Source organism: Burkholderia sp. USMB20 (assembly GCF_000949135.2).
Lineage (GTDB): Bacteria > Pseudomonadota > Gammaproteobacteria > Burkholderiales > Burkholderiaceae > Burkholderia.
In genome coordinates this window covers 79,516-97,538 of record NZ_JTAN02000010.1, presented here as the reverse complement: position 1 = coordinate 97,538, position 18,023 = coordinate 79,516, and the positions used below count along the sequence as shown (strand labels likewise).

Sequence of the window (18,023 nt, the reverse complement as noted above, 5' to 3'; positions counted from 1 at the left end):
TGTTTCTCAGCAGCGCCGCGTTTTCAGCAGCAGAGAAGCGAGATTATGAACCGTCTTTTTCAGTTCGTCAACAACTTTTTAACTGCTTCGTTGCGACGACTGGGGTTCAACTTCCTGCACCGCCGAGACCGCTACGACCCGCCCGACAGCACCGCTTCCCTTCTTCTCCCGCGCCGCGTTTCCGTTAGCGCGAAAGAGGCGTGATTCTAAGCACCTGCCCTCGTCTGCGCAACCCCTTTGTGAAAATATTTTGAAAAGCCCCCGTGCGCTGCCGCGCACGGGGGCTTGGGGTTCGATGAACTACGTGCCTCCGGCGACCTTGAAGCGGCCGGCAATCCGTCGTTCTATATATATGGCGAGTTTACTTGCCGCCAGCCACGGCCTGCAGCCGCTCCACCGGCACCGCGTCGGCCATCGCCGCGTAACCGGCGTCGCTCGGGTGAATGCCGTCGCCGCTGTCGTAGCGGCGCTGCAGCACACTCGGGCGCGCCGGATCGCGCAGTACCGCGTCGAAGTCGACCACACCATCGAACCCGCCGCCGCTTCGGATCCACCGGTTCACCTCAAGCCGGATCGCCTCGCGCCCGGCCGGCAACGCCGCGGGCGTGAGCGTCGCACCGAAGATCTTCACCCCCTGGCGGTGTGCAGCCTCGATCAACCGGCGATAGCCGTCGATCAACGATGCCGCCGTGACCTGCGTATGCGGGTTGTCGCAATCCAGCCCCGCGCGCGGCGGCATCGCAGCAAAGTTGATGTCGTTGATACCGATCAGCACGATCGCCGCCTTCACCCCCGCGCGCGACAGCGCATCGCGCTCGAACCGCGACGCCAGCGACGTGCCGTAGCACGCCGAATCGCTCAGCAGACGATTGCCGCTGATCCCGAGATTCACGACGCCAAGCGAATCCGAACCTGCCGCTGACAGCCGGCGCGCCAGCGCGTCGGGCCAGCGACGGTTGCGGTTCAGGCTCGAGCGCAGCCCGTCGGTGATCGAGTCCCCGATCGCGGCGACGCTCGCCCGCGCGGCCCCGGCCTCGACGGCCAGTTCGGTCACCCACGCATACTGAGTAAAGCGCGCACGGAATGCACCGCCGCCCGGATCGTTCACGTGATCACCCGGCGCCGATACGTAATTGAGCTGGTTCGACACGCGGTGCCACACGGTCATCCGCTGGTTCGCGCCCATCCGCAGACTGATCGCATACGGCTGCCCGGCCATCACGTCGATCGCCACCGCGTCGCTTTCGAGTTCCTGGCCCGGCGCGAGCGTCACCGACGCCTTGCCGCCGAAGCGCACGGCCGAACTCGCCCCGTCGGCAAGCGCCGCGCCGTCACCCGCGCGCGCAAGACCGGCGCCCTCGATCACCAGCGGCGCGCGACCGTACGCATTGCTCACGCGAATCCGCGCGGCATGCCCCGATACCGTCGGGTAGACGATCTGACGGACCGTACGTCCGCCCACGTCGGGCGCGCGATAGAGCGGCGGCGGCGCAGCCAGGTCGGGAATCGGCTGCAATGCGGTCGCCCACGCGGCGACCCACCCGGCCGGTGCGGCCGAGGCGGCAAGCGGCGACAGGAACACGGACGCGCCCAGCACGGTCGCGACGAAACTGCTTCGAAATGACATCGGCGAAATCCTTATCGGAAAGCGGGCATTGTGCCGCAGAAGCCGCCCGTCTCACGCGCCGGACCGTCTTCTTGCCCTGGCGATCGCGCCCCGACGCCCCACGTTTACCCGAATCTCCCCGCAAATCCGCGAGAAATTTATTAACCGACCGGTCGGTTGATTTATACTTCGCACACATTCAACCGGACGAGATCCTCCGCCATGTACACGCAATCCCTCGACATCCCCGGCAACGTCGCATCGCTCGACGCCGCAGCCGAGTCGCCCGAGCAGGCGCGGTTCGACGCGGTCATGGCCGCGGACGGCAAGATCGAACCGCAGGACTGGATGCCCGACGCCTATCGCAAGACGCTGGTGCGCCAGATTTCGCAGCACGCGCACTCGGAAGTCGTCGGCATGCTGCCGGAAGGCAACTGGATCTCGCGCGCGCCGAGCCTGAAGCGCAAGGCGATCCTGCTCGCGAAGGTCCAGGACGAAGCCGGTCACGGCCTCTATCTATATAGCGCGGCGGAAACGCTCGGCGTCTCGCGCGATTCGCTGATCGACGCGCTGCACGCCGGCAAGGCGAAATACTCGAGCATCTTCAACTACCCGACGCCGACCTGGGCCGACGTCGGCGTGATCGGCTGGCTCGTCGACGGCGCCGCGATCATGAACCAGATCCCGCTGTGCCGCTGCACGTATGGCCCGTACGCGCGCGCGATGATCCGCGTCTGCAAGGAAGAGTCGTTCCACCAGCGTCAGGGCTTCGATGCGCTGCTGTCGATGATGAAGGGCACCGACGCGCAGCGTGCGATGGTCCAGCAGGCGGTGAACCGCTGGTGGTGGCCCGTGCTGATGATGTTCGGCCCGAGCGACGCCGATTCGGTCCACAGCAACCAGTCCGCGAAATGGGGCATCAAGCGGATCACGAACGACGACCTGCGGCAGAAGTTCGTCGACGCGACGGTCGACCAGGCGAAGGTGCTCGGCGTGACGCTGCCCGACCCCGACCTGAAATGGAACGAGGCACGCGGCCACCACGACTACGGCGCGATCGACTGGGACGAATTCTGGCGCGTCGTCAACGGCGACGGCCCGTGCAACAAGGAACGCCTCGCGACCCGCGTGAAAGCGCACGACGACGGCGCATGGGTGCGCGAAGCCGCGCTCGCGCACGAGGCGAAGCGCCGCGCCCGCGCCGAACAGCACGCCGCCTGAGCGGCAACCATCGAATACAGGATTCAGGAGAGAGTGATGAACAAGGAATGGCCGATCTGGGAAGTGTTCGTGCGCAGCAAGCAAGGCCTCGACCACAAGCATTGCGGCAGCCTGCACGCGGCCGACGCGTCGATGGCGCTGCGCATGGCGCGCGACGTCTACACGCGCCGCCAGGAAGGCGTGAGCATCTGGGTGGTGCCGTCGTCGGCGATCACCGCGTCGGATCCGGCCGAGAAGGCCGAGCTGTTCGAACCGGCGGGCGACAAGATCTACCGTCACCCGACGTTCTACACGCTGCCCGACGAAGTCAACCACATGTAACGCCCGCGCCATGACGATCACGCCCGAACACCTCTCCTACGTGCTGCGCCTCGCGGACAACGCGCTGATCCTCGGTCAGCGCAACGCCGAATGGTGCGGCCACGGCCCGATCCTCGAGGAAGACATCGCGCTCACCAACATGAGCCTCGACCTCATCGGCCAGGCCCGCATGCTGTATACGCACGCAGCCGAACTCGAGCGCCAGCTGAACGGCGCGACGAAGACGGAAGACGATTACGCGTACTTCCGCACCGAGCGCGAGTTCGCGAACTTCACGCTCGCCGAGCTGCCGCACTACGGCCCGATCGCCGGCACCGCGCACGCCGACAAGGATTACGCGGTGACGATCGTGCGCAACTTCCTCTACGCGACGCTGATGCTGCACGTGTGGACCGCGCTCGAAACGTCGACGGACGCGCAACTGGCCGCGATCGCCGCGAAATCGGTGAAGGAGACCCGCTATCACGTGCAGCACGCGCGCGAATGGCTGGTGCGCCTCGGCGACGGCACCGACGAATCGCATCGCCGCGCTCAGGCCGCGCTGGACTACCTGATTCCGTACACGCGCGAATGCTTCGCGGCCGACGCGATCGACGACGCGGTCTGCGCATCGGGCGTCGGCCCGGCACCGGCCGCGCTCGAAGCCGCATGGCGCGCGGACGTGGACGAAGCGCTCGCGGAAGCGACGCTCACCCTGCCGGCGCCCGTGCAGCACGTGAGCACCGGCAAGCAGGGCGAGCACTCGGAGCACATGGGCTACCTGCTCGCGGAAATGCAGAGCCTCGCGCGCCAGCACCCTGGCGCGACCTGGTAACCCGCCGCCCCAACGGAGCCCGACGATGTCCGTCCAGACCGCCGCCCCCGCCGACCCGACGCCCGCCGCGCACCGCAACGATCCGTTGCTCGCGCGCGCGTGGGACGTGCTCGAAGCCGTGCCCGATCCCGAGATTCCGGTCGTGTCGATCCGCGAGCTCGGCATCCTGCGCGACGTCCGTCGCGCGGACGACGGCCGGCTCGAAGTCGTGATCACGCCGACCTACTCCGGCTGCCCGGCGATGTCGCAGATCGCCGAGGACATCGCCGCGGCAATGCAGGCCGCCGACCTGCCGCCGCACCGGATCGAGACGGTGCTCGCCCCCGCGTGGACGACCGACTGGATCACGCAGGAAGCGCGCGACAAGCTGCGCGCGTACGGCATCGCGCCGCCCGTCGGCCAGTGCGGCAGCGCCGCGCCGCGGGAAAACGTCGTGCGTTTCGTGCCGCGCCCCGTCGCGGCGCCCGTGTGCCCGCGCTGCGGGTCAGCCAACACCGAGCGTCTCGCGCAATTCGCGTCCACGGCCTGCAAGGCGTTGTATCGCTGCGTCGACTGCCGCGAACCCTTCGACTACTTCAAACCTTACTGAAATGAAACAGCCCCCACGCTCTCTTCATTCGCTGCCCCCCGAGGGGGCCGACGCCCCCGTTGGGGCGGCCCGGCGGGGGTCGTCAACCCCGCAATTTCACCCGCTGCGTATCCGCGACGTACGGCCCGAGACCGCCGACGCCGTTACCGTCTCCTTCGACGTGCCGCCCGAGCTGCGCGACGCGTACCGCTTCACGCAGGGCCAGTTCGTCACGCTGAAGACCCACATCGACGGCGAGGAAACGCGCCGGTCGTACTCGATCTGCGTCGGCACGACCGACTACGACCGCGACGGCGAACTGCGCATCGGCATCAAGCGCGTGCGCGGCGGCCGTTTCTCGAATTTCGCGTTCGACACGCTGCAGCCGGGTCACACGATCGACGTGATGACACCGGACGGCCGCTTCTTCACGCATCTGAACGCGGACCACGGCAAGCAGTACGTCGCGTTCTCCGGCGGGTCGGGCATCACGCCGGTGCTCGCGATCGTGAAGACGACGCTCGAACTCGAACCGCGCAGCACGTTCACGCTGATCTACGGCAACCGCAGCGTCGACGCGATCATGTTCGCGGAGGAACTCGAGGACCTGAAGAACCGCTACATGAGCCGCTTCGTCCTGTACCACGTGCTGTCGGACGACCAGCAGGACGTCGAGCTGTTCAACGGTGTGCTCGACCAGGCGAAATGCGCGGAATTCCTCGCGACGCTGACGCCGGCCGACGCAATCGACGAAGCGTTCATCTGCGGCCCGGCGCCGATGATGGACGCGGCCGAAGCCGCGCTGAAGGCAGCCGGCGTGCCGCAGGCGAAAGTGCACGTCGAACGCTTCGGCACGCCGCTGCCGCAGGCGGGCGCGCCCGTCGTCGAGATCACCGACCAGACGCCGGCTGCCGACCTCGAAATCGTGCTCGACGGCAAGAAACGCAAGCTGCGCCTGCCGTACGAAGGCGTGAGCCTGCTCGACGTCGGCCTGCGCGCGGGCCTCGCGCTGCCGTACGCGTGCAAGGGCGGCGTGTGCTGCACGTGCCGGGCGAAGGTGGTCGAAGGCGAGGTCCGGATGGAGAAGAACTACACGCTCGAGGAACACGAAGTGAAGGACGGCTTCGTGCTCACGTGCCAATGCCACCCGATCAGCGACAAGGTCGTCGTGAGCTTCGACGAGCGTTGAGCGGCGTCGCGCCGGCGCGCCGCGCCGGTTTCTCGTCGTCACACATCTCGCTTACACTAGGGGCCGCCGGCCGGCTGGACGTCTTCACGTCCGCCCGGCCGGCGGTTTTCTTTTGTTGACGACAGACCGATGAGTACCATTCACGTGATTCAGGGCGGCACCGCCGCCGCGTCGCTGCGCGAGGCCCTCGCGCAAGCCGGACGCGACGAGCGCGTCGTCGGATTGCTCGACGATCTCGCGGTCGGGCCGCTGAAGGGCGCCGACGAGACGCCCGACACGCGCGCCGCCTTCTGGCAGCGCGTGCTCGGCGACGCGATTCCCGACTGGAACGCGGAAATCGAAGGCGAATTCGACCGCCTCGACCAGCTCGCGACCGAGACGGGCCAGGTGGTCGTCTGGCACGCGCCGAGCGTCGGCGACAAACTGCTGCTGCGCCGCGTCGCCTATCACCTGCGCAACGTGCCGCAGCGCCTGAACGAGGTGCGGCTGTCGGCCGCGGACCTCGACGCGCCGCAGCGCGCGGCGCTGACCCGCACCGACCAGGCCTGTTCGACCGGGATGTTCTCGCCGGCGGCGCTCGCGCGCAAACGGCCGCTGGCCGCACCGATCTCGGTGCTGCGCATCGGCCGCCTCGCACTCGAATGGCAGGAGGCGAAGCACCTGAATGCCGAGTTGCGCTACTGGGTCAGCAACACCATCAAGAGCGGCCAATACGCGGACCTCGACGCGCTGATCGTCGCGCACGCGGAAACCGGCTGGCTGCCCGCGCGACGCGTCGTCGGCGGCATCATGGCCGGCGCCGACCGCGGCGGGCTGTTCGTCAGCGACTCGATCGCCTGGTGGCGCTGCCGCGAACTCGCGGCAGCCGGCCGGCTCGAGCTGCAGGACGACGCGCCGGCCGCCCTTTCTTCCACGCAGGTGCGCGCGCCCGCCGCGCCTCGCTAACGCTACTCTTTCGCATTCGACCATGGCCCGTACCCGAGCGCCCGACCACGAATCCCAGCGCGAGCAGATCCTCGATCTCGCCGCCGAGAAATTCGCGCAGACGAGCTACCCGAGCACGTCGATGTCCGATCTCGCGACCGCGAGCGGCACGTCGAAGGCACGTCTCTATCACTATTACGAGAGCAAGGAAGCGATCCTGTTCGACCTGCTCGACCGCTACACGAAGCGGTTGATGCTGATCATCGCCGAGGTCGAAGGCGCGAGCCAGCGGCGCGGCCTCACCGAGCGCGACGCGTTCGCCGAGCTGGTGCGCGCGTTCCTCGCCGAGTACGAGACGTCGCACAGCCGCCATGTCGCGCTGCTCAACGACGTGAAGTATCTCGAGGACGCGCAGCGCGAGATCGTGCTCGACCGCCAGCGCGACATCGTCGCGGCATTCGCGCGCCAGCTCGCGCGCGCCTATCCGGACCGGATCTCGAAGGAAAACCAGACGTCGGTCACGATGATGGTGTTCGGGATGATCAACTGGACGTTCACGTGGCTCAAGCCGGGGGGCCGCCTCGGCTACCGAGACTTCGCCGAGCAGGTGATCGACCTGATGGAGCACGGGCTGTCGTCCGGCGCGTGATTGCCGCGCAGCAGCATGCGTTGCGCGGCGGGTACACTGCGACAGGCCGCCGTGCATTTCATGTGATGAATTTTAAATCACTTATAAATCAAATAGATAGCAAATGAACTAAGCGGATTTAGAATTCACCCTCGGCACAAATAACGTCAAATACGGGTTTTCCCCAACCCGCTCGGGTAAAATGCTGTTGCATTGCACAAGCTGCTTGTGCGGCTACAGACTGAGGAACCCACGATGAACACGCAACTCGACCGCCGTGCCGATGCTGTCGGCCACGCCGGGACTGCGCCGGTTCTCGTCAGGGAACTGGCTTCCAAAGACCGTGAGCGAATGCTCACCCACTTTCTCTCGCTCAACGAAGAGGACCGCCTGCTGCGCTTCGGCCAGATGGTGCCCGATCACGTGATCGAGAACTATGTCCGTACGATCGACTTCGGTCGCGACACGGTGTTCGGCGTGTTCGACCATGGGCTCGAACTGATCGGCGTCGGCCACCTGGCGTACCTGCCCGCGGAAGGCGACAAGCGCACGGCCGAATTCGGCGTGTCGGTGCTCGAAAGCGCCCGCGGACGTGGCGTCGGCTCGAAGCTGTTCGAGCGCGCGGCGATCCGCAGCCGCAACACCCGCGTGACGATGCTGTACATGCATTGCCTGTCGCGCAATGCGACGATGATGCACATCGCGAAGAAATCCGGGATGCGAATCGAATACGCGTACGGCGAAGCCGATGCGTACCTGTCGCTGCCGCCGGCCGACCACGCGACGATCCTCGCCGAGATGCTGCAGGAACAGGCCGCGGTGTTCGACTACGCGCTCAAGCGCCAGGCGCACCGCACGTCGAAGTTCATCGAATCGCTGATGCCCGCCGCGCTGACGGCATAACATCGGCCGACCGGGCTGCCCTGCGGGGCGCCCGGCCTTCCCTTCCTTCTCGCCTTCCCCCGCCGCGCACTAGCGCACCGAGCGGATCGGCAACGCCGTCGTCTCCTTGAAGCACTCGAGCGAGAAGCTCGTCTTCACGTCGATCACCGACGGATGGTGCAGCAAGTGCTCCTGCACGAAGCGGGAGAAGTGCGCCATGTCCTCGACCTGCACGCGAAGCAGGTAATCCATGTCGCCCGTCATTGCATGACACGCGACCACTTCCGGCCAGGTCTGCACGGCCGCGCGAAACAGTTCCGCGTGGGTCGCGCCCGCGCGCGCCGACGTCTCGTCGGCACGGACCGGCGCCAAACCACCACGCTTCTCGAGCCGCACGCTCACGTACGCCAGCAGGTCGAGCCCGAGCTTCTGCGGATCGAGCAGCGCGACGTAGCCGGTGATCACGCCGATCTCCTCGAGCCGCCGGATCCGCCGCAGGCACGGGCTCGGCGACAGGTTCACGCGCTCGGCGATCTCCTGGTTCGACAGGCGGCCGTTCTCCTGAAGAATCGCCAGAATCCGCCGGTCGATGGCATCCAATTCGGCGTGCGCCATTTTCTGCCCTCCGTTGATTATTTCCAGACTGGAAATTGCGCCATCGTAGGCAGGGACGATTAAGTTCGCAAGTTTTCGCTCGCGCCCGCCCGCTACACTTTGTCGCACGTACCGATTCGTTGCGCACGCCGACGCGTGCGCCGCGTTCGACATCGAACCGGGCCGCACACGCGCACGTCGCGCCGGCCGATCGCCCCGCACAGGAGACACGACATGCAGATCCCCAACTGGGACAACCCCGTCGGCACCGACGGCTTCGAATTCATCGAATACACCGCGCCGGATCCGAAAGCGCTCGGACAACTGTTCGAGCGGATGGGTTTCACCGCGATCGCCCGCCATCGTCACAAGGACGTGACGGTCTACCGCCAGGGCGACATCAACTTCATCATCAACGCCGAGCCCGATTCGTTCGCGCAGCGCTTCGCGCGCCTGCACGGCCCGTCGATCTGCGCGATCGCGTTTCGCGTGCAGGACGCCGCGAAGGCATACCGGCACGCGCTCGAACTCGGCGCGTGGGGCTTCGACAACAAGACGGGCCCGATGGAGCTGAACATCCCGGCGATCAAGGGCATCGGCGATTCGCTGATCTATTTCGTCGACCGCTGGCGCGGCAAGAACGGCGCGCAACCGGGCGCAATCGGCGACATCAGCATCTATGACGTCGACTTCGAACCGATCGCCGGCGCGAACCCGAACCCGGTCGGCCACGGCCTCACCTACATCGACCACCTGACGCACAACGTGCATCGCGGCCGCATGCAGGAATGGGCGGAATTCTACGAGCGGCTGTTCAACTTCCGCGAAGTGCGCTATTTCGACATCGAAGGCAAGGTGACAGGCGTGAAGTCGAAGGCGATGACGTCGCCGTGCGGCAAGATCCGGATTCCGATCAACGAGGAAGGCTCGGACACGGCCGGCCAGATCCAGGAATACCTCGACGCCTATCACGGCGAAGGCATCCAGCACATCGCGCTCGGCACGAATGACATCTACGGCGCGGTCGACGGCCTGCGCGGCAAGGAAGTGAAGCTGCTCGACACGATCGACACGTATTACGAGCTGGTCGACCGCCGCGTGCCGAACCACGGCGAATCGCTGGACGAGCTGAAGAAGCGCAAGATCCTGATCGACGGCGCCCGCGACGACCTGCTGCTGCAGATCTTCACCGAGAACCAGATCGGCCCGATCTTCTTCGAGATCATCCAGCGCAAGGGCAACCAGGGCTTCGGCGAAGGCAACTTCAAGGCGCTGTTCGAATCGATCGAGCTCGACCAGATCCGCCGCGGCGTGGTCCAGGACAAGGCCTGACGCAGAAGGCCGCGCGGACCCCGGCTGGCCCGGGCGTCCGCGCGAACATCGGCGGCACAAGGAAAAAGGGCGGGAATCCTGCGATTCCCGCCCTTTCGTCGTTCCGGCGCGGCCCGGCGGCCGCGCGAACGGATCAACGCACGTTCGCCTTCGACACGACGGCACGTGCGGCCGCCGGCTGTGCGTCGGCATCCTGCGCCGGCGCGATCTGACGCATCTGCGCGCCGGCTGCCGCCAGTGCGCTCGCGCCGCGCGCGTGCACCGGGCCGGTCATCGCGAAGAACGCGGCGGACACGATCAGGAAACTCTGGATATGACGTGTGTTCATTGCACCTCCTGTAAAACTGCCGGCGCCTCCCCGGTTGCGTCGAAACGAGCCGACGCGACCGGGCACCTCCGGCAGGCCGACAAGATTAACGGCATTTGTCCGATGATGGGCGCGGCTTTACATGCCTTTACATGATGTAACGCATCGTCGCGCCATTTCGTCGGCGTGCCGCGGCACGCCGGCCGGTGGTCGGCGGGTTTATACCAGTGCTACCATCACTTAAAACCGGCCAATATGCCGGCCACTGCCGACACGTTCACAAGACGTCGACGCAATCGAAGCTTTGGTGATCCCAAACTGGGTGGAGGAGACTGTTAATGAATGCCCCGCTAGACGCAGGCCAACGCGCGTCGCTCGAAGCCGCGCTGAAGTCCGTCACGCTTGACGACAAATACACGCTCGAACGCGGCCGCGCGTACATGAGCGGCATCCAGGCGCTCGTGCGCCTGCCGATGCTGCAGCAGGAACGCGACCGCGCCGCCGGCCTCAATACGGCCGGTTTCATTTCCGGCTACCGCGGCTCGCCGCTCGGCGGCCTCGATCTGTCGCTCTGGAAAGCCAAGCAGCACCTGGCGGCCCACCAGATCGTCTTTCAGCCCGGCCTCAACGAAGATCTCGCCGCCACCGCCGTGTGGGGCTCGCAGCAGGTCAACCTGTACCCCGGCGCGAAGCACGACGGCGTGTTCGGCATGTGGTACGGCAAGGGCCCGGGCGTCGACCGCACCGGCGACGTCTTCAAGCACGCGAACTCGGCCGGCTCGTCGAAGCACGGCGGCGTGCTCGTGCTCGCCGGCGACGACCACGCAGCGAAATCGTCGACGCTCGCGCACCAGTCCGAACACATCTTCAAGGCCTGCGGGCTGCCGGTGCTGTTCCCGTCCAACGTGCAGGAATATCTCGACTTCGGCCTGCACGGCTGGGCGATGAGCCGCTATTCGGGCCTGTGGGTCGCGCTCAAGTGCGTGACGGACGTGGTCGAATCGTCGGCGTCGGTCGACATCGACCCGCATCGCACCGAGATCGTGCTGCCGACCGACTTCATCCTGCCGGAAGGCGGCCTGAACATCCGCTGGCCGGACCCGCCGCTCGTGCAGGAAGCACGGCTGCTCGACTACAAGTGGTACGCGGCGCTCGCCTATGTGCGCGCGAACAAGCTCGACCGGATCGAGATCGACTCGCCGAATGCGCGCTTCGGGATCATGACGGGCGGCAAGGCGTACCTCGACGTGCGCCAGGCGCTGACCGACCTCGGCCTCGACGACGAAACCTGTGCGCGGATCGGCATCCGCCTGTACAAGGTCGGCTGCGTGTGGCCGCTCGAAGCGCAGGGCGCGCAGGCGTTCGCGCGCGGCCTCGACGAAATCCTCGTCGTCGAGGAAAAGCGCCAGATTCTCGAATACGCGATCAAGGAAGAACTGTACAACTGGCCGGACGCGCAGCGCCCGCGCGTGTTCGGCAAGTTCGACGAGAAGGACGGCGCCGGCGGCGAATGGTCGGTGCCGATGGGCAACTGGCTGCTGCCCGCGCACTACGAGCTGTCGCCCGCGATCATCGCGAAGGCGATCGCGACGCGCCTCGAGAAGTTCGAGCTGCCGTCCGACGTGCGCGCGCGCATCGCCGCGCGGCTCGCGGTGATCAACGCGAAGGAAATGGCGCTCGCGAAGCCGCACGTGCAGACCGAGCGCAAGCCGTGGTTCTGCTCGGGCTGCCCGCACAACACGTCGACCAACGTGCCGGAGGGCTCGCGCGCGATCGCCGGGATCGGCTGCCACTACATGACGGTGTGGATGGACCGCAGCACGAGCACCTTCAGCCAGATGGGCGGCGAAGGCGTGCCGTGGATCGGCCAGGCACCGTTCACCGACGAGAAGCACGTGTTCGCGAACCTCGGCGACGGCACTTATTTCCACTCGGGCCTGCTGGCGGTGCGCGCGGCGATCTCGTCGAAGGCGAACATCACCTACAAGATCCTCTACAACGATGCGGTGGCGATGACGGGCGGCCAGCCGGTCGACGGCGTGCTGACGGTGCCGCAGATCACGCACCAGCTCGCGTCCGAAGGCGCCAAGAAGATCGTGATCGTCACCGACGAGCCGGAGAAGTACGACAGCCAGAAGGCGCTGCTCGCGCCGGGCGTGACGATCCATCACCGCGACCAGCTCGACGACGTGCAGCGCGAGCTGCGTGAGATCGAAGGCACGACGATCCTGATCTACGACCAGACCTGCGCGACCGAGAAGCGCCGCCGCCGCAAGCGCGGCACGTATCCGGATCCGGCGAAGCGCGTCGTGATCAACGACGCGGTGTGCGAAGGCTGCGGCGACTGCTCGGTGCAGTCGAACTGCCTGTCGGTCGAGCCGCTCGAAACGGAATTCGGCACGAAGCGCCAGATCAACCAGTCGAGCTGCAACAAGGACTTCTCGTGCGTGAAGGGCTTCTGCCCGAGCTTCGTCACAGTCGAAGGCGGCCAGCTGAAGAAGCCGAAGGCCGTGTCGGTCGACGGCGGCGCGCTGCCGCCGATTCCGGAGCCGACGCTGCCGGCGATCGACCGTGCGTACGGCGTGCTCGTCACGGGCGTCGGTGGCACGGGCGTGGTCACGATCGGCGCGCTGCTCGGGATGGCCGCGCACCTGGAGAACAAGGGCGTGACCGTGCTCGACGTGACCGGCCTCGCGCAGAAGGGCGGCGCCGTGATGAGCCACGTGCAGATCTCGCACGCGCCGACCGACATCCACGCGACGCGGATCGCGATGGGCGAAGCCGACCTCGTGATCGGCTGCGACGCGATCGTCACGGCCGGCGACGAATGCACGTCGCGGATGCGGCACGACACGACGCGCGTGGTCGTCAACAGCGCGCAGACGCCGACCGCCGAGTTCATCAAGAACCCGAACTGGGCGTTCCCTGGCCTGTCCGCGGAGAACGACATCCGCGCGGCAGCCGGTGAAGCCGTCGACTTCATCGACGCGAACCGCTTCGCGGTCGCGCTGCTCGGCGACGCGATCTACACGAACCCGTTCGTGCTCGGCTACGCGTGGCAGAAGGGCTGGCTGCCGCTCACGCTCGCGTCGCTCGAACGCGCGATCGAGCTGAACGCGGTGTCGGTCGAGAAGAACCGCGCGGCGTTCGACTGGGGCCGCCGCGCCGCGCACGACCTCGCGAGCGTGAAGCAGGCCGCGGCCGGCGATGCACGCCACGCGCAGGGCGCCACGGTGATCGCGCTGCACACGAAGAAGGCGGTCGACGCGCTGATCGCGAAGCGCGTGGAGTTCCTCACCGCGTACCAGAACGCCGCGTACGCGTCGCGCTATGCGGCCTTCGTCGACACGGTGCGGGCGGCCGAACGCGCGCTGGCGGACGGCGACGCCGTGCAGGAGCCGTTGACCGAAGCGGTCGCGCGCAACCTGTTCAAGCTGATGGCGTACAAGGACGAGTACGAGGTCGCGCGGCTGCAGTCCGATCCCGCGTTCCTCGCGCGCCTGTCGTCGCAGTTCGAAGGCGACTGGAAACTGAAGTTCCACCTCGCGCCGCCGCTGTTCGCGAAAACGGACGCACACGGCCATCTCGTGAAGAAGGCGTACGGCCCGTGGATGCTGTCGGCGTTCCGGCTGCTCGCGAAGGCGAAGTTCCTGCGCGGCACGGGGCTCGACCCGTTCGGCCGCACCGCGGAGCGCCGCACCGAGCGCGCGCTGATCAGCGAGTACGAAGCGCTGATCGGCGAAGTGCTGGGCAAGCTGAACGCGGCCAACCGGCCGCTCGCGCTCGAGCTCGCGGCGCTGCCGGACGGCATTCGCGGCTACGGCCACGTGAAGGAGAACAACCTGCGCGCGGTACGCCAGAAGTGGGACACGCTGCTCGCGAAGTGGCGTTCGCCGACGGGCGGCCAGTCGCATCAGCAGGTCGCGTGACGGCGCGCGGCGGGTGTTCGCGGTCGGGACGCCCGCCGCCGCGTAGCCTCGCCCACGGCAGTGCATAAAAAAACGCCACGGAACGCAGGTTCCGTGGCGTTTTTCATTGCGCCGCGCATGACGCGCGGCGCACGCGGGCGCGAACTTACTTCGTGTTCGCGTTCGCGGCGGCCACTGCCGTCATGTTGATGATCCGGCGCACGGTCGCGGCCGGCGTCAGGATGTGGACCGGCTTCGCGGCGCCGAGCAGGAACGGGCCGACCGTCACGCCTTCGCCGCCGACCATCTTCAGCAGGTTGTACGCGATGTTCGCCGCTTCGACGTTCGGCATGATCAGCAGGTTCGCTTCGCCCGACAGCGTCGTGCCCGGGAACGCGGCCTTGCGGACTGCTTCCGACAGCGCCGCGTCACCGTGCATTTCGCCGTCGACTTCGAGGTTCGGCGCACGCTCGCTGATCAGCTTGCGGGCCTCGGCCATCCGGCGCGACGACGCCGACGGCGCGCTGCCGAAGTTCGAGTTCGACAGCAGCGCGGCCTTCGGCGCGATGCCGAAACGCTCGATCTCGGCGGCCGCCTGGATCGTCATGTCGGCGAGCTGTTCCGCGCTCGGCACTTCGTTCACGTACGTGTCGCACAGGAACAGGTTGCGGCCCGGCAGCATCAGCAGGTTCATCGCCGCGTAGTGCTCGGCGCCCTGCGCACGGCCCAGCACCTGCTCGATGAACTTCAGGTGCGTGTGGTACGTGTCGATCATCCCGCAGATCATGCCGTCCGCGTCGCCCAGGTGCACGAGCATCGCGCCGATCAGCGTGTTGAACTTGCGCAGCGCGGCCTTCGCGACTTCGGGCGTGACGCCGTCACGCGCGCCGATCTCGTGGTATGCCTGCCAGTAGCGGTGGTAGCGCGTGTCGTCTTCCGGATTCACGATCTCGAAATCGACGCCGGCCTTCAGCTTCGAGCCGATCTTCGCGAGGCGCATCTCGACGACCGACGGACGGCCGACGATGATCGGCTTCGCGATCTTTTCCTGCAGCACGAACTGCGCGGCGCGCAGCACGCGCTCGTCCTCGCCCTCGGCGAACACGATGCGCGCCTGCTTCGTCTTCGCGGTCGCGAACACCGGGCGCATCACCATGCCGGTGCGGTAGACGGTCGCGCCGAGTTGCTCGCGGTATGCGTCCATGTCCTGGATCGGACGCGTGGCGACGCCCGAATCCATCGCGGCTTGCGCGACGGCCGGCGCAATCTTGATGATCAGGCGCGGATCGAACGGCTTCGGAATCAGGTAGTCCGGCCCGAACTCGAGCGAGTGGCCTTCATACGCCTTCGCGACTTCCTCGCTCTGGTCGGTTTCCTGCGCCAGCTCGGCGATCGCGCGCACGCACGCGAGCTTCATTTCTTCCGTGATCGTCGTCGCGCCGACGTCGAGCGCGCCGCGGAAGATGAACGGGAAGCACAGCACGTTGTTGACCTGGTTCGGGTAGTCCGAACGGCCGGTCGCGACGATCGCGTCGGGGCGCACGGCCTTCGCGTCTTCCGGGCGGATTTCCGGTTCCGGGTTCGCGAGCGCCAGGATCAGCGGGCGCTCGCCCATCGTCTTGACCATGTCCTGCTTCAGCACGCCCGCGCTCGAGCAGCCGAGGAACACGTCCGCGCCGACGATCGCGTCGGCGAGCGTGCGCGCGTCGGTGGTCGCCGCATAGCGCTGCTTCGACGGGTCGAGGTTGCCGCGCCCTTCGTAGATCACGCCCTTCGAATCGGCGACGAGGATGTTCGACTTCGTGAGACCCAGGTTCACCAGCAGGTCCAGACACGCGATCGCTGCCGCGCCCGCGCCGGAACACACGAGCTTCACTTCGGACAGCTTCTTGCCGACGACCTTCAGGCCGTTCAGGATCGCGGCCGACGCGATGATCGCGGTGCCGTGCTGGTCGTCGTGGAAGACGGGGATCTTCATGCGCTCGCGCAGCTTCTGCTCGATGTAGAAGCATTCCGGCGCCTTGATGTCCTCGAGGTTGATGCCGCCGAGCGTCGGCTCGAGCATCGCGATCGCCTCGACGAGCTTGTCGGGGTCGGACTCGGACAGTTCGATGTCGAACACGTCGATGCCCGCGAATTTCTTGAACAGGCAGCCCTTGCCTTCCATCACCGGCTTCGCGGCCAGCGGGCCGATGTTGCCGAGGCCCAGCACGGCCGTGCCGTTCGTGATGACGCCGACGAGGTTGCCGCGCGACGTGTACTTCTGCGCGTCGAGCGGATCGGCGTGGATCGCCTCGCACGCCGCGGCGACGCCCGGCGAATACGCGAGCGACAGATCGAGCTGGTTCGACAGCGGCTTGGTCGGGGTGACCGAAATCTTGCCGGGTTTCGGGTTCAGGTGATAAGCGAGAGCGGCCTGCTTCAGTTGTTCGTCCATGATTGACCTGCGAGAGACATGCGAAATTTTTGACGGTTCAGTACACAGCACCTTGGGCCGCGTCTGCTTGAATCGAGGGGGTGGTCGACTGCGAGACGGCACGCGACGCGCCGGGTCGGCACGCCATCGAACCTTGGCGGGTGGCAAGAGAAAAGTACAAAGTACTGAACGATTTCTAAGGGTCGCCTAGTGTACACCCCCTAAATGCCGCCTGTTGGTGCAGCGCGGCATCCTCGCCATCAGCATCGGGCTGGTCGTGCCCCGTTTGTTTCACCGGTGGCGAGCCGCACGTCGAACCTGCGCGAATTCCGCCGAAAACCGGCCTGAATCGGGTAAAATAGCGGGCTACGCGCGCAGCGATGCGATTGTTGGCCCGATGGGTCCGTCGATCGCACCCCGGCCCCTCGGGCAGGTTCCCCTTGCTGCGCCACCGGGCCCGCGCCCGCTCTTCGCTCATCACCCAAGGAATGCCCATGACAGGCTACGATCGTCAGTCGATCTCGGATACGACCGCCAAAATCCTGCTCGAAGTGCAGGCGGTGCACTTCAACGCCGAAAAACCGTTCATCTTCACGTCCGGCTGGGCAAGCCCCGTCTACATCGACTGCCGCAAGCTGATCTCGTATCCGCGCGTGCGTCGTGCGCTGATGGAAATGGCGGAAACGACGATCATGCGCGACGTCGGCTTCGAGCAGATCGACTCGGTGGCAGGCGGCGAGACGGCCGGCATCCCGTTCGCGGCATGGCTCGCGGACCGCATGATGGTGCCGATGCAGTACGTGCGCAAGAAACCGAAGGGCTTCGGCCGCAACGCGCAGATCGAGGGTCATCTGGAAGAAGGCTCGCGCGTGCTGCTGGTGGAAGACCTGACGACCGACAGCCGCAGCAAGATCAACTTCGTCAACGCGCTGCGCACCGCGGGCGCGACGGTGAACCACTGCTTCGTGCTGTTCCACTACAACATCTTCAAGGAAAGCGTGTCGGTCCTGAAGGACATCGACGTCGACCTGCACGCGCTGGCGACCTGGTGGGACGTGCTGCGCGTCGCGAAGGCGTCGGGCTACTTCGAGACCAAGACGCTCGACGAAGTCGAGAAGTTCCTGCACGCGCCGGCCGAGTGGTCGGCCGCGCACGGCGGCGCGACGGCCCCGAAGGAGTAACGCCGAGCCGGCACGCAGCCGGCATCCTGGCTGAAAAAACCGCTCGCGTGGTCGCGAGCGGTTTTTTTTCGTCCGTCGATCGACATCGCGGCCGGCCCGAATCGCGGGCCGCGGCATGCATCGCTCATCGAA

Annotated in this window: 15 protein-coding genes; 11 read left to right on the top strand and 4 right to left on the bottom strand. The window is 66.6% G+C overall.

Annotated features, from left to right (window positions below; translation table 11 throughout):
• Window positions 1–361: 361 nt before the first annotated feature.
• Complete coding sequence (locus PL79_RS11595) at window positions 362–1,627, bottom strand: SGNH/GDSL hydrolase family protein (protein ID WP_044846316.1); 1,266 nt, start codon at window positions 1,625–1,627, stop codon at window positions 362–364.
• 201 nt (window positions 1,628–1,828) lie between these two features.
• On the opposite strand from PL79_RS11595, the gene paaA reads away from it, so the two are divergent.
• The 8 genes from paaA (at window position 1,829) to PL79_RS11555 (ending at window position 8,174) form a co-directional block, all read left to right on the top strand.
• Window positions 1,829–2,827, top strand: coding sequence for a 1,2-phenylacetyl-CoA epoxidase subunit PaaA (gene paaA, locus PL79_RS11590; RefSeq protein WP_044846317.1), 999 nt, complete (start codon window positions 1,829–1,831; stop codon window positions 2,825–2,827).
• A 36-nt stretch (window positions 2,828–2,863) separates the two neighbouring features.
• Window positions 2,864–3,148 (top strand): 1,2-phenylacetyl-CoA epoxidase subunit PaaB, encoded by a 285-nt coding sequence (gene paaB / locus PL79_RS11585; protein ID WP_006752453.1) that lies wholly within the window; start codon window positions 2,864–2,866, stop codon window positions 3,146–3,148.
• A 10-nt stretch (window positions 3,149–3,158) separates the two neighbouring features.
• Window positions 3,159–3,962, top strand: coding sequence for a 1,2-phenylacetyl-CoA epoxidase subunit PaaC (gene paaC / locus PL79_RS11580; protein ID WP_044846318.1), 804 nt, complete (start codon window positions 3,159–3,161; stop codon window positions 3,960–3,962).
• 25 nt (window positions 3,963–3,987) lie between these two features.
• Entirely contained in the window at window positions 3,988–4,551 is a 564-nt protein-coding gene (gene paaD, locus PL79_RS11575; protein WP_044846319.1) for a 1,2-phenylacetyl-CoA epoxidase subunit PaaD, read from the top strand.
• A gap of 31 nt (window positions 4,552–4,582) precedes the next feature.
• Window positions 4,583–5,719, top strand: coding sequence for a 1,2-phenylacetyl-CoA epoxidase subunit PaaE (paaE, locus tag PL79_RS11570; RefSeq protein ID WP_044846378.1), 1,137 nt, complete (start codon window positions 4,583–4,585; stop codon window positions 5,717–5,719).
• 129 nt (window positions 5,720–5,848) lie between these two features.
• Window positions 5,849–6,664, top strand: coding sequence for a DUF1835 domain-containing protein (locus PL79_RS11565; RefSeq protein ID WP_044846320.1), 816 nt, complete (start codon window positions 5,849–5,851; stop codon window positions 6,662–6,664).
• A 22-nt stretch (window positions 6,665–6,686) separates the two neighbouring features.
• The gene (locus PL79_RS11560; protein ID WP_044846321.1) at window positions 6,687–7,292 is read left to right on the top strand and encodes a TetR/AcrR family transcriptional regulator; all 606 of its coding nucleotides are present in this window, start codon (window positions 6,687–6,689) and stop codon (window positions 7,290–7,292) included.
• 234 nt (window positions 7,293–7,526) lie between these two features.
• Window positions 7,527–8,174 (top strand): GNAT family N-acetyltransferase, encoded by a 648-nt coding sequence (locus PL79_RS11555; RefSeq protein ID WP_044846322.1) that lies wholly within the window; start codon window positions 7,527–7,529, stop codon window positions 8,172–8,174.
• Between the two features lie 69 nt (window positions 8,175–8,243).
• Here PL79_RS11555 and PL79_RS11550 read toward each other — a convergent pair whose 3' ends face one another.
• The gene (locus PL79_RS11550) at window positions 8,244–8,768 is read right to left on the bottom strand and encodes an Lrp/AsnC family transcriptional regulator (RefSeq protein WP_044846323.1); all 525 of its coding nucleotides are present in this window, start codon (window positions 8,766–8,768) and stop codon (window positions 8,244–8,246) included.
• A 213-nt stretch (window positions 8,769–8,981) separates the two neighbouring features.
• Between PL79_RS11550 and hppD the strand changes: the two genes are divergently transcribed.
• Window positions 8,982–10,079 carry a 4-hydroxyphenylpyruvate dioxygenase gene (hppD, locus tag PL79_RS11545; RefSeq protein WP_044846324.1) on the top strand — a complete coding sequence of 366 codons (1,098 nt, stop codon included), beginning with the start codon at window positions 8,982–8,984 and terminating at the stop codon, window positions 10,077–10,079.
• A 133-nt stretch (window positions 10,080–10,212) separates the two neighbouring features.
• On the opposite strand, the gene PL79_RS11540 is transcribed toward hppD, so the two are convergent.
• Window positions 10,213–10,407: a hypothetical protein gene (locus PL79_RS11540; RefSeq protein ID WP_044846325.1), complete on the bottom strand. Its 195-nt coding sequence runs from the start codon at window positions 10,405–10,407 to the stop codon at window positions 10,213–10,215.
• Window positions 10,408–10,724: 317 nt separating this feature from the next.
• On the opposite strand from PL79_RS11540, the gene PL79_RS11535 reads away from it, so the two are divergent.
• Entirely contained in the window at window positions 10,725–14,315 is a 3,591-nt protein-coding gene (locus tag PL79_RS11535; RefSeq protein ID WP_044846326.1) for an indolepyruvate ferredoxin oxidoreductase family protein, read from the top strand.
• Window positions 14,316–14,460: 145 nt separating this feature from the next.
• Here the strand turns inward: PL79_RS11535 and PL79_RS11530 are convergent, their stop codons facing one another.
• The gene (locus PL79_RS11530) at window positions 14,461–16,731 is read right to left on the bottom strand and encodes an NADP-dependent malic enzyme (RefSeq protein ID WP_044846327.1); all 2,271 of its coding nucleotides are present in this window, start codon (window positions 16,729–16,731) and stop codon (window positions 14,461–14,463) included.
• A gap of 473 nt (window positions 16,732–17,204) precedes the next feature.
• On the opposite strand from PL79_RS11530, the gene PL79_RS11525 reads away from it, so the two are divergent.
• Window positions 17,205–17,891 (top strand): orotate phosphoribosyltransferase, encoded by a 687-nt coding sequence (locus tag PL79_RS11525; protein WP_006752465.1) that lies wholly within the window; start codon window positions 17,205–17,207, stop codon window positions 17,889–17,891.
• The last annotated feature ends 132 nt before the right edge of the window (window positions 17,892–18,023 follow it).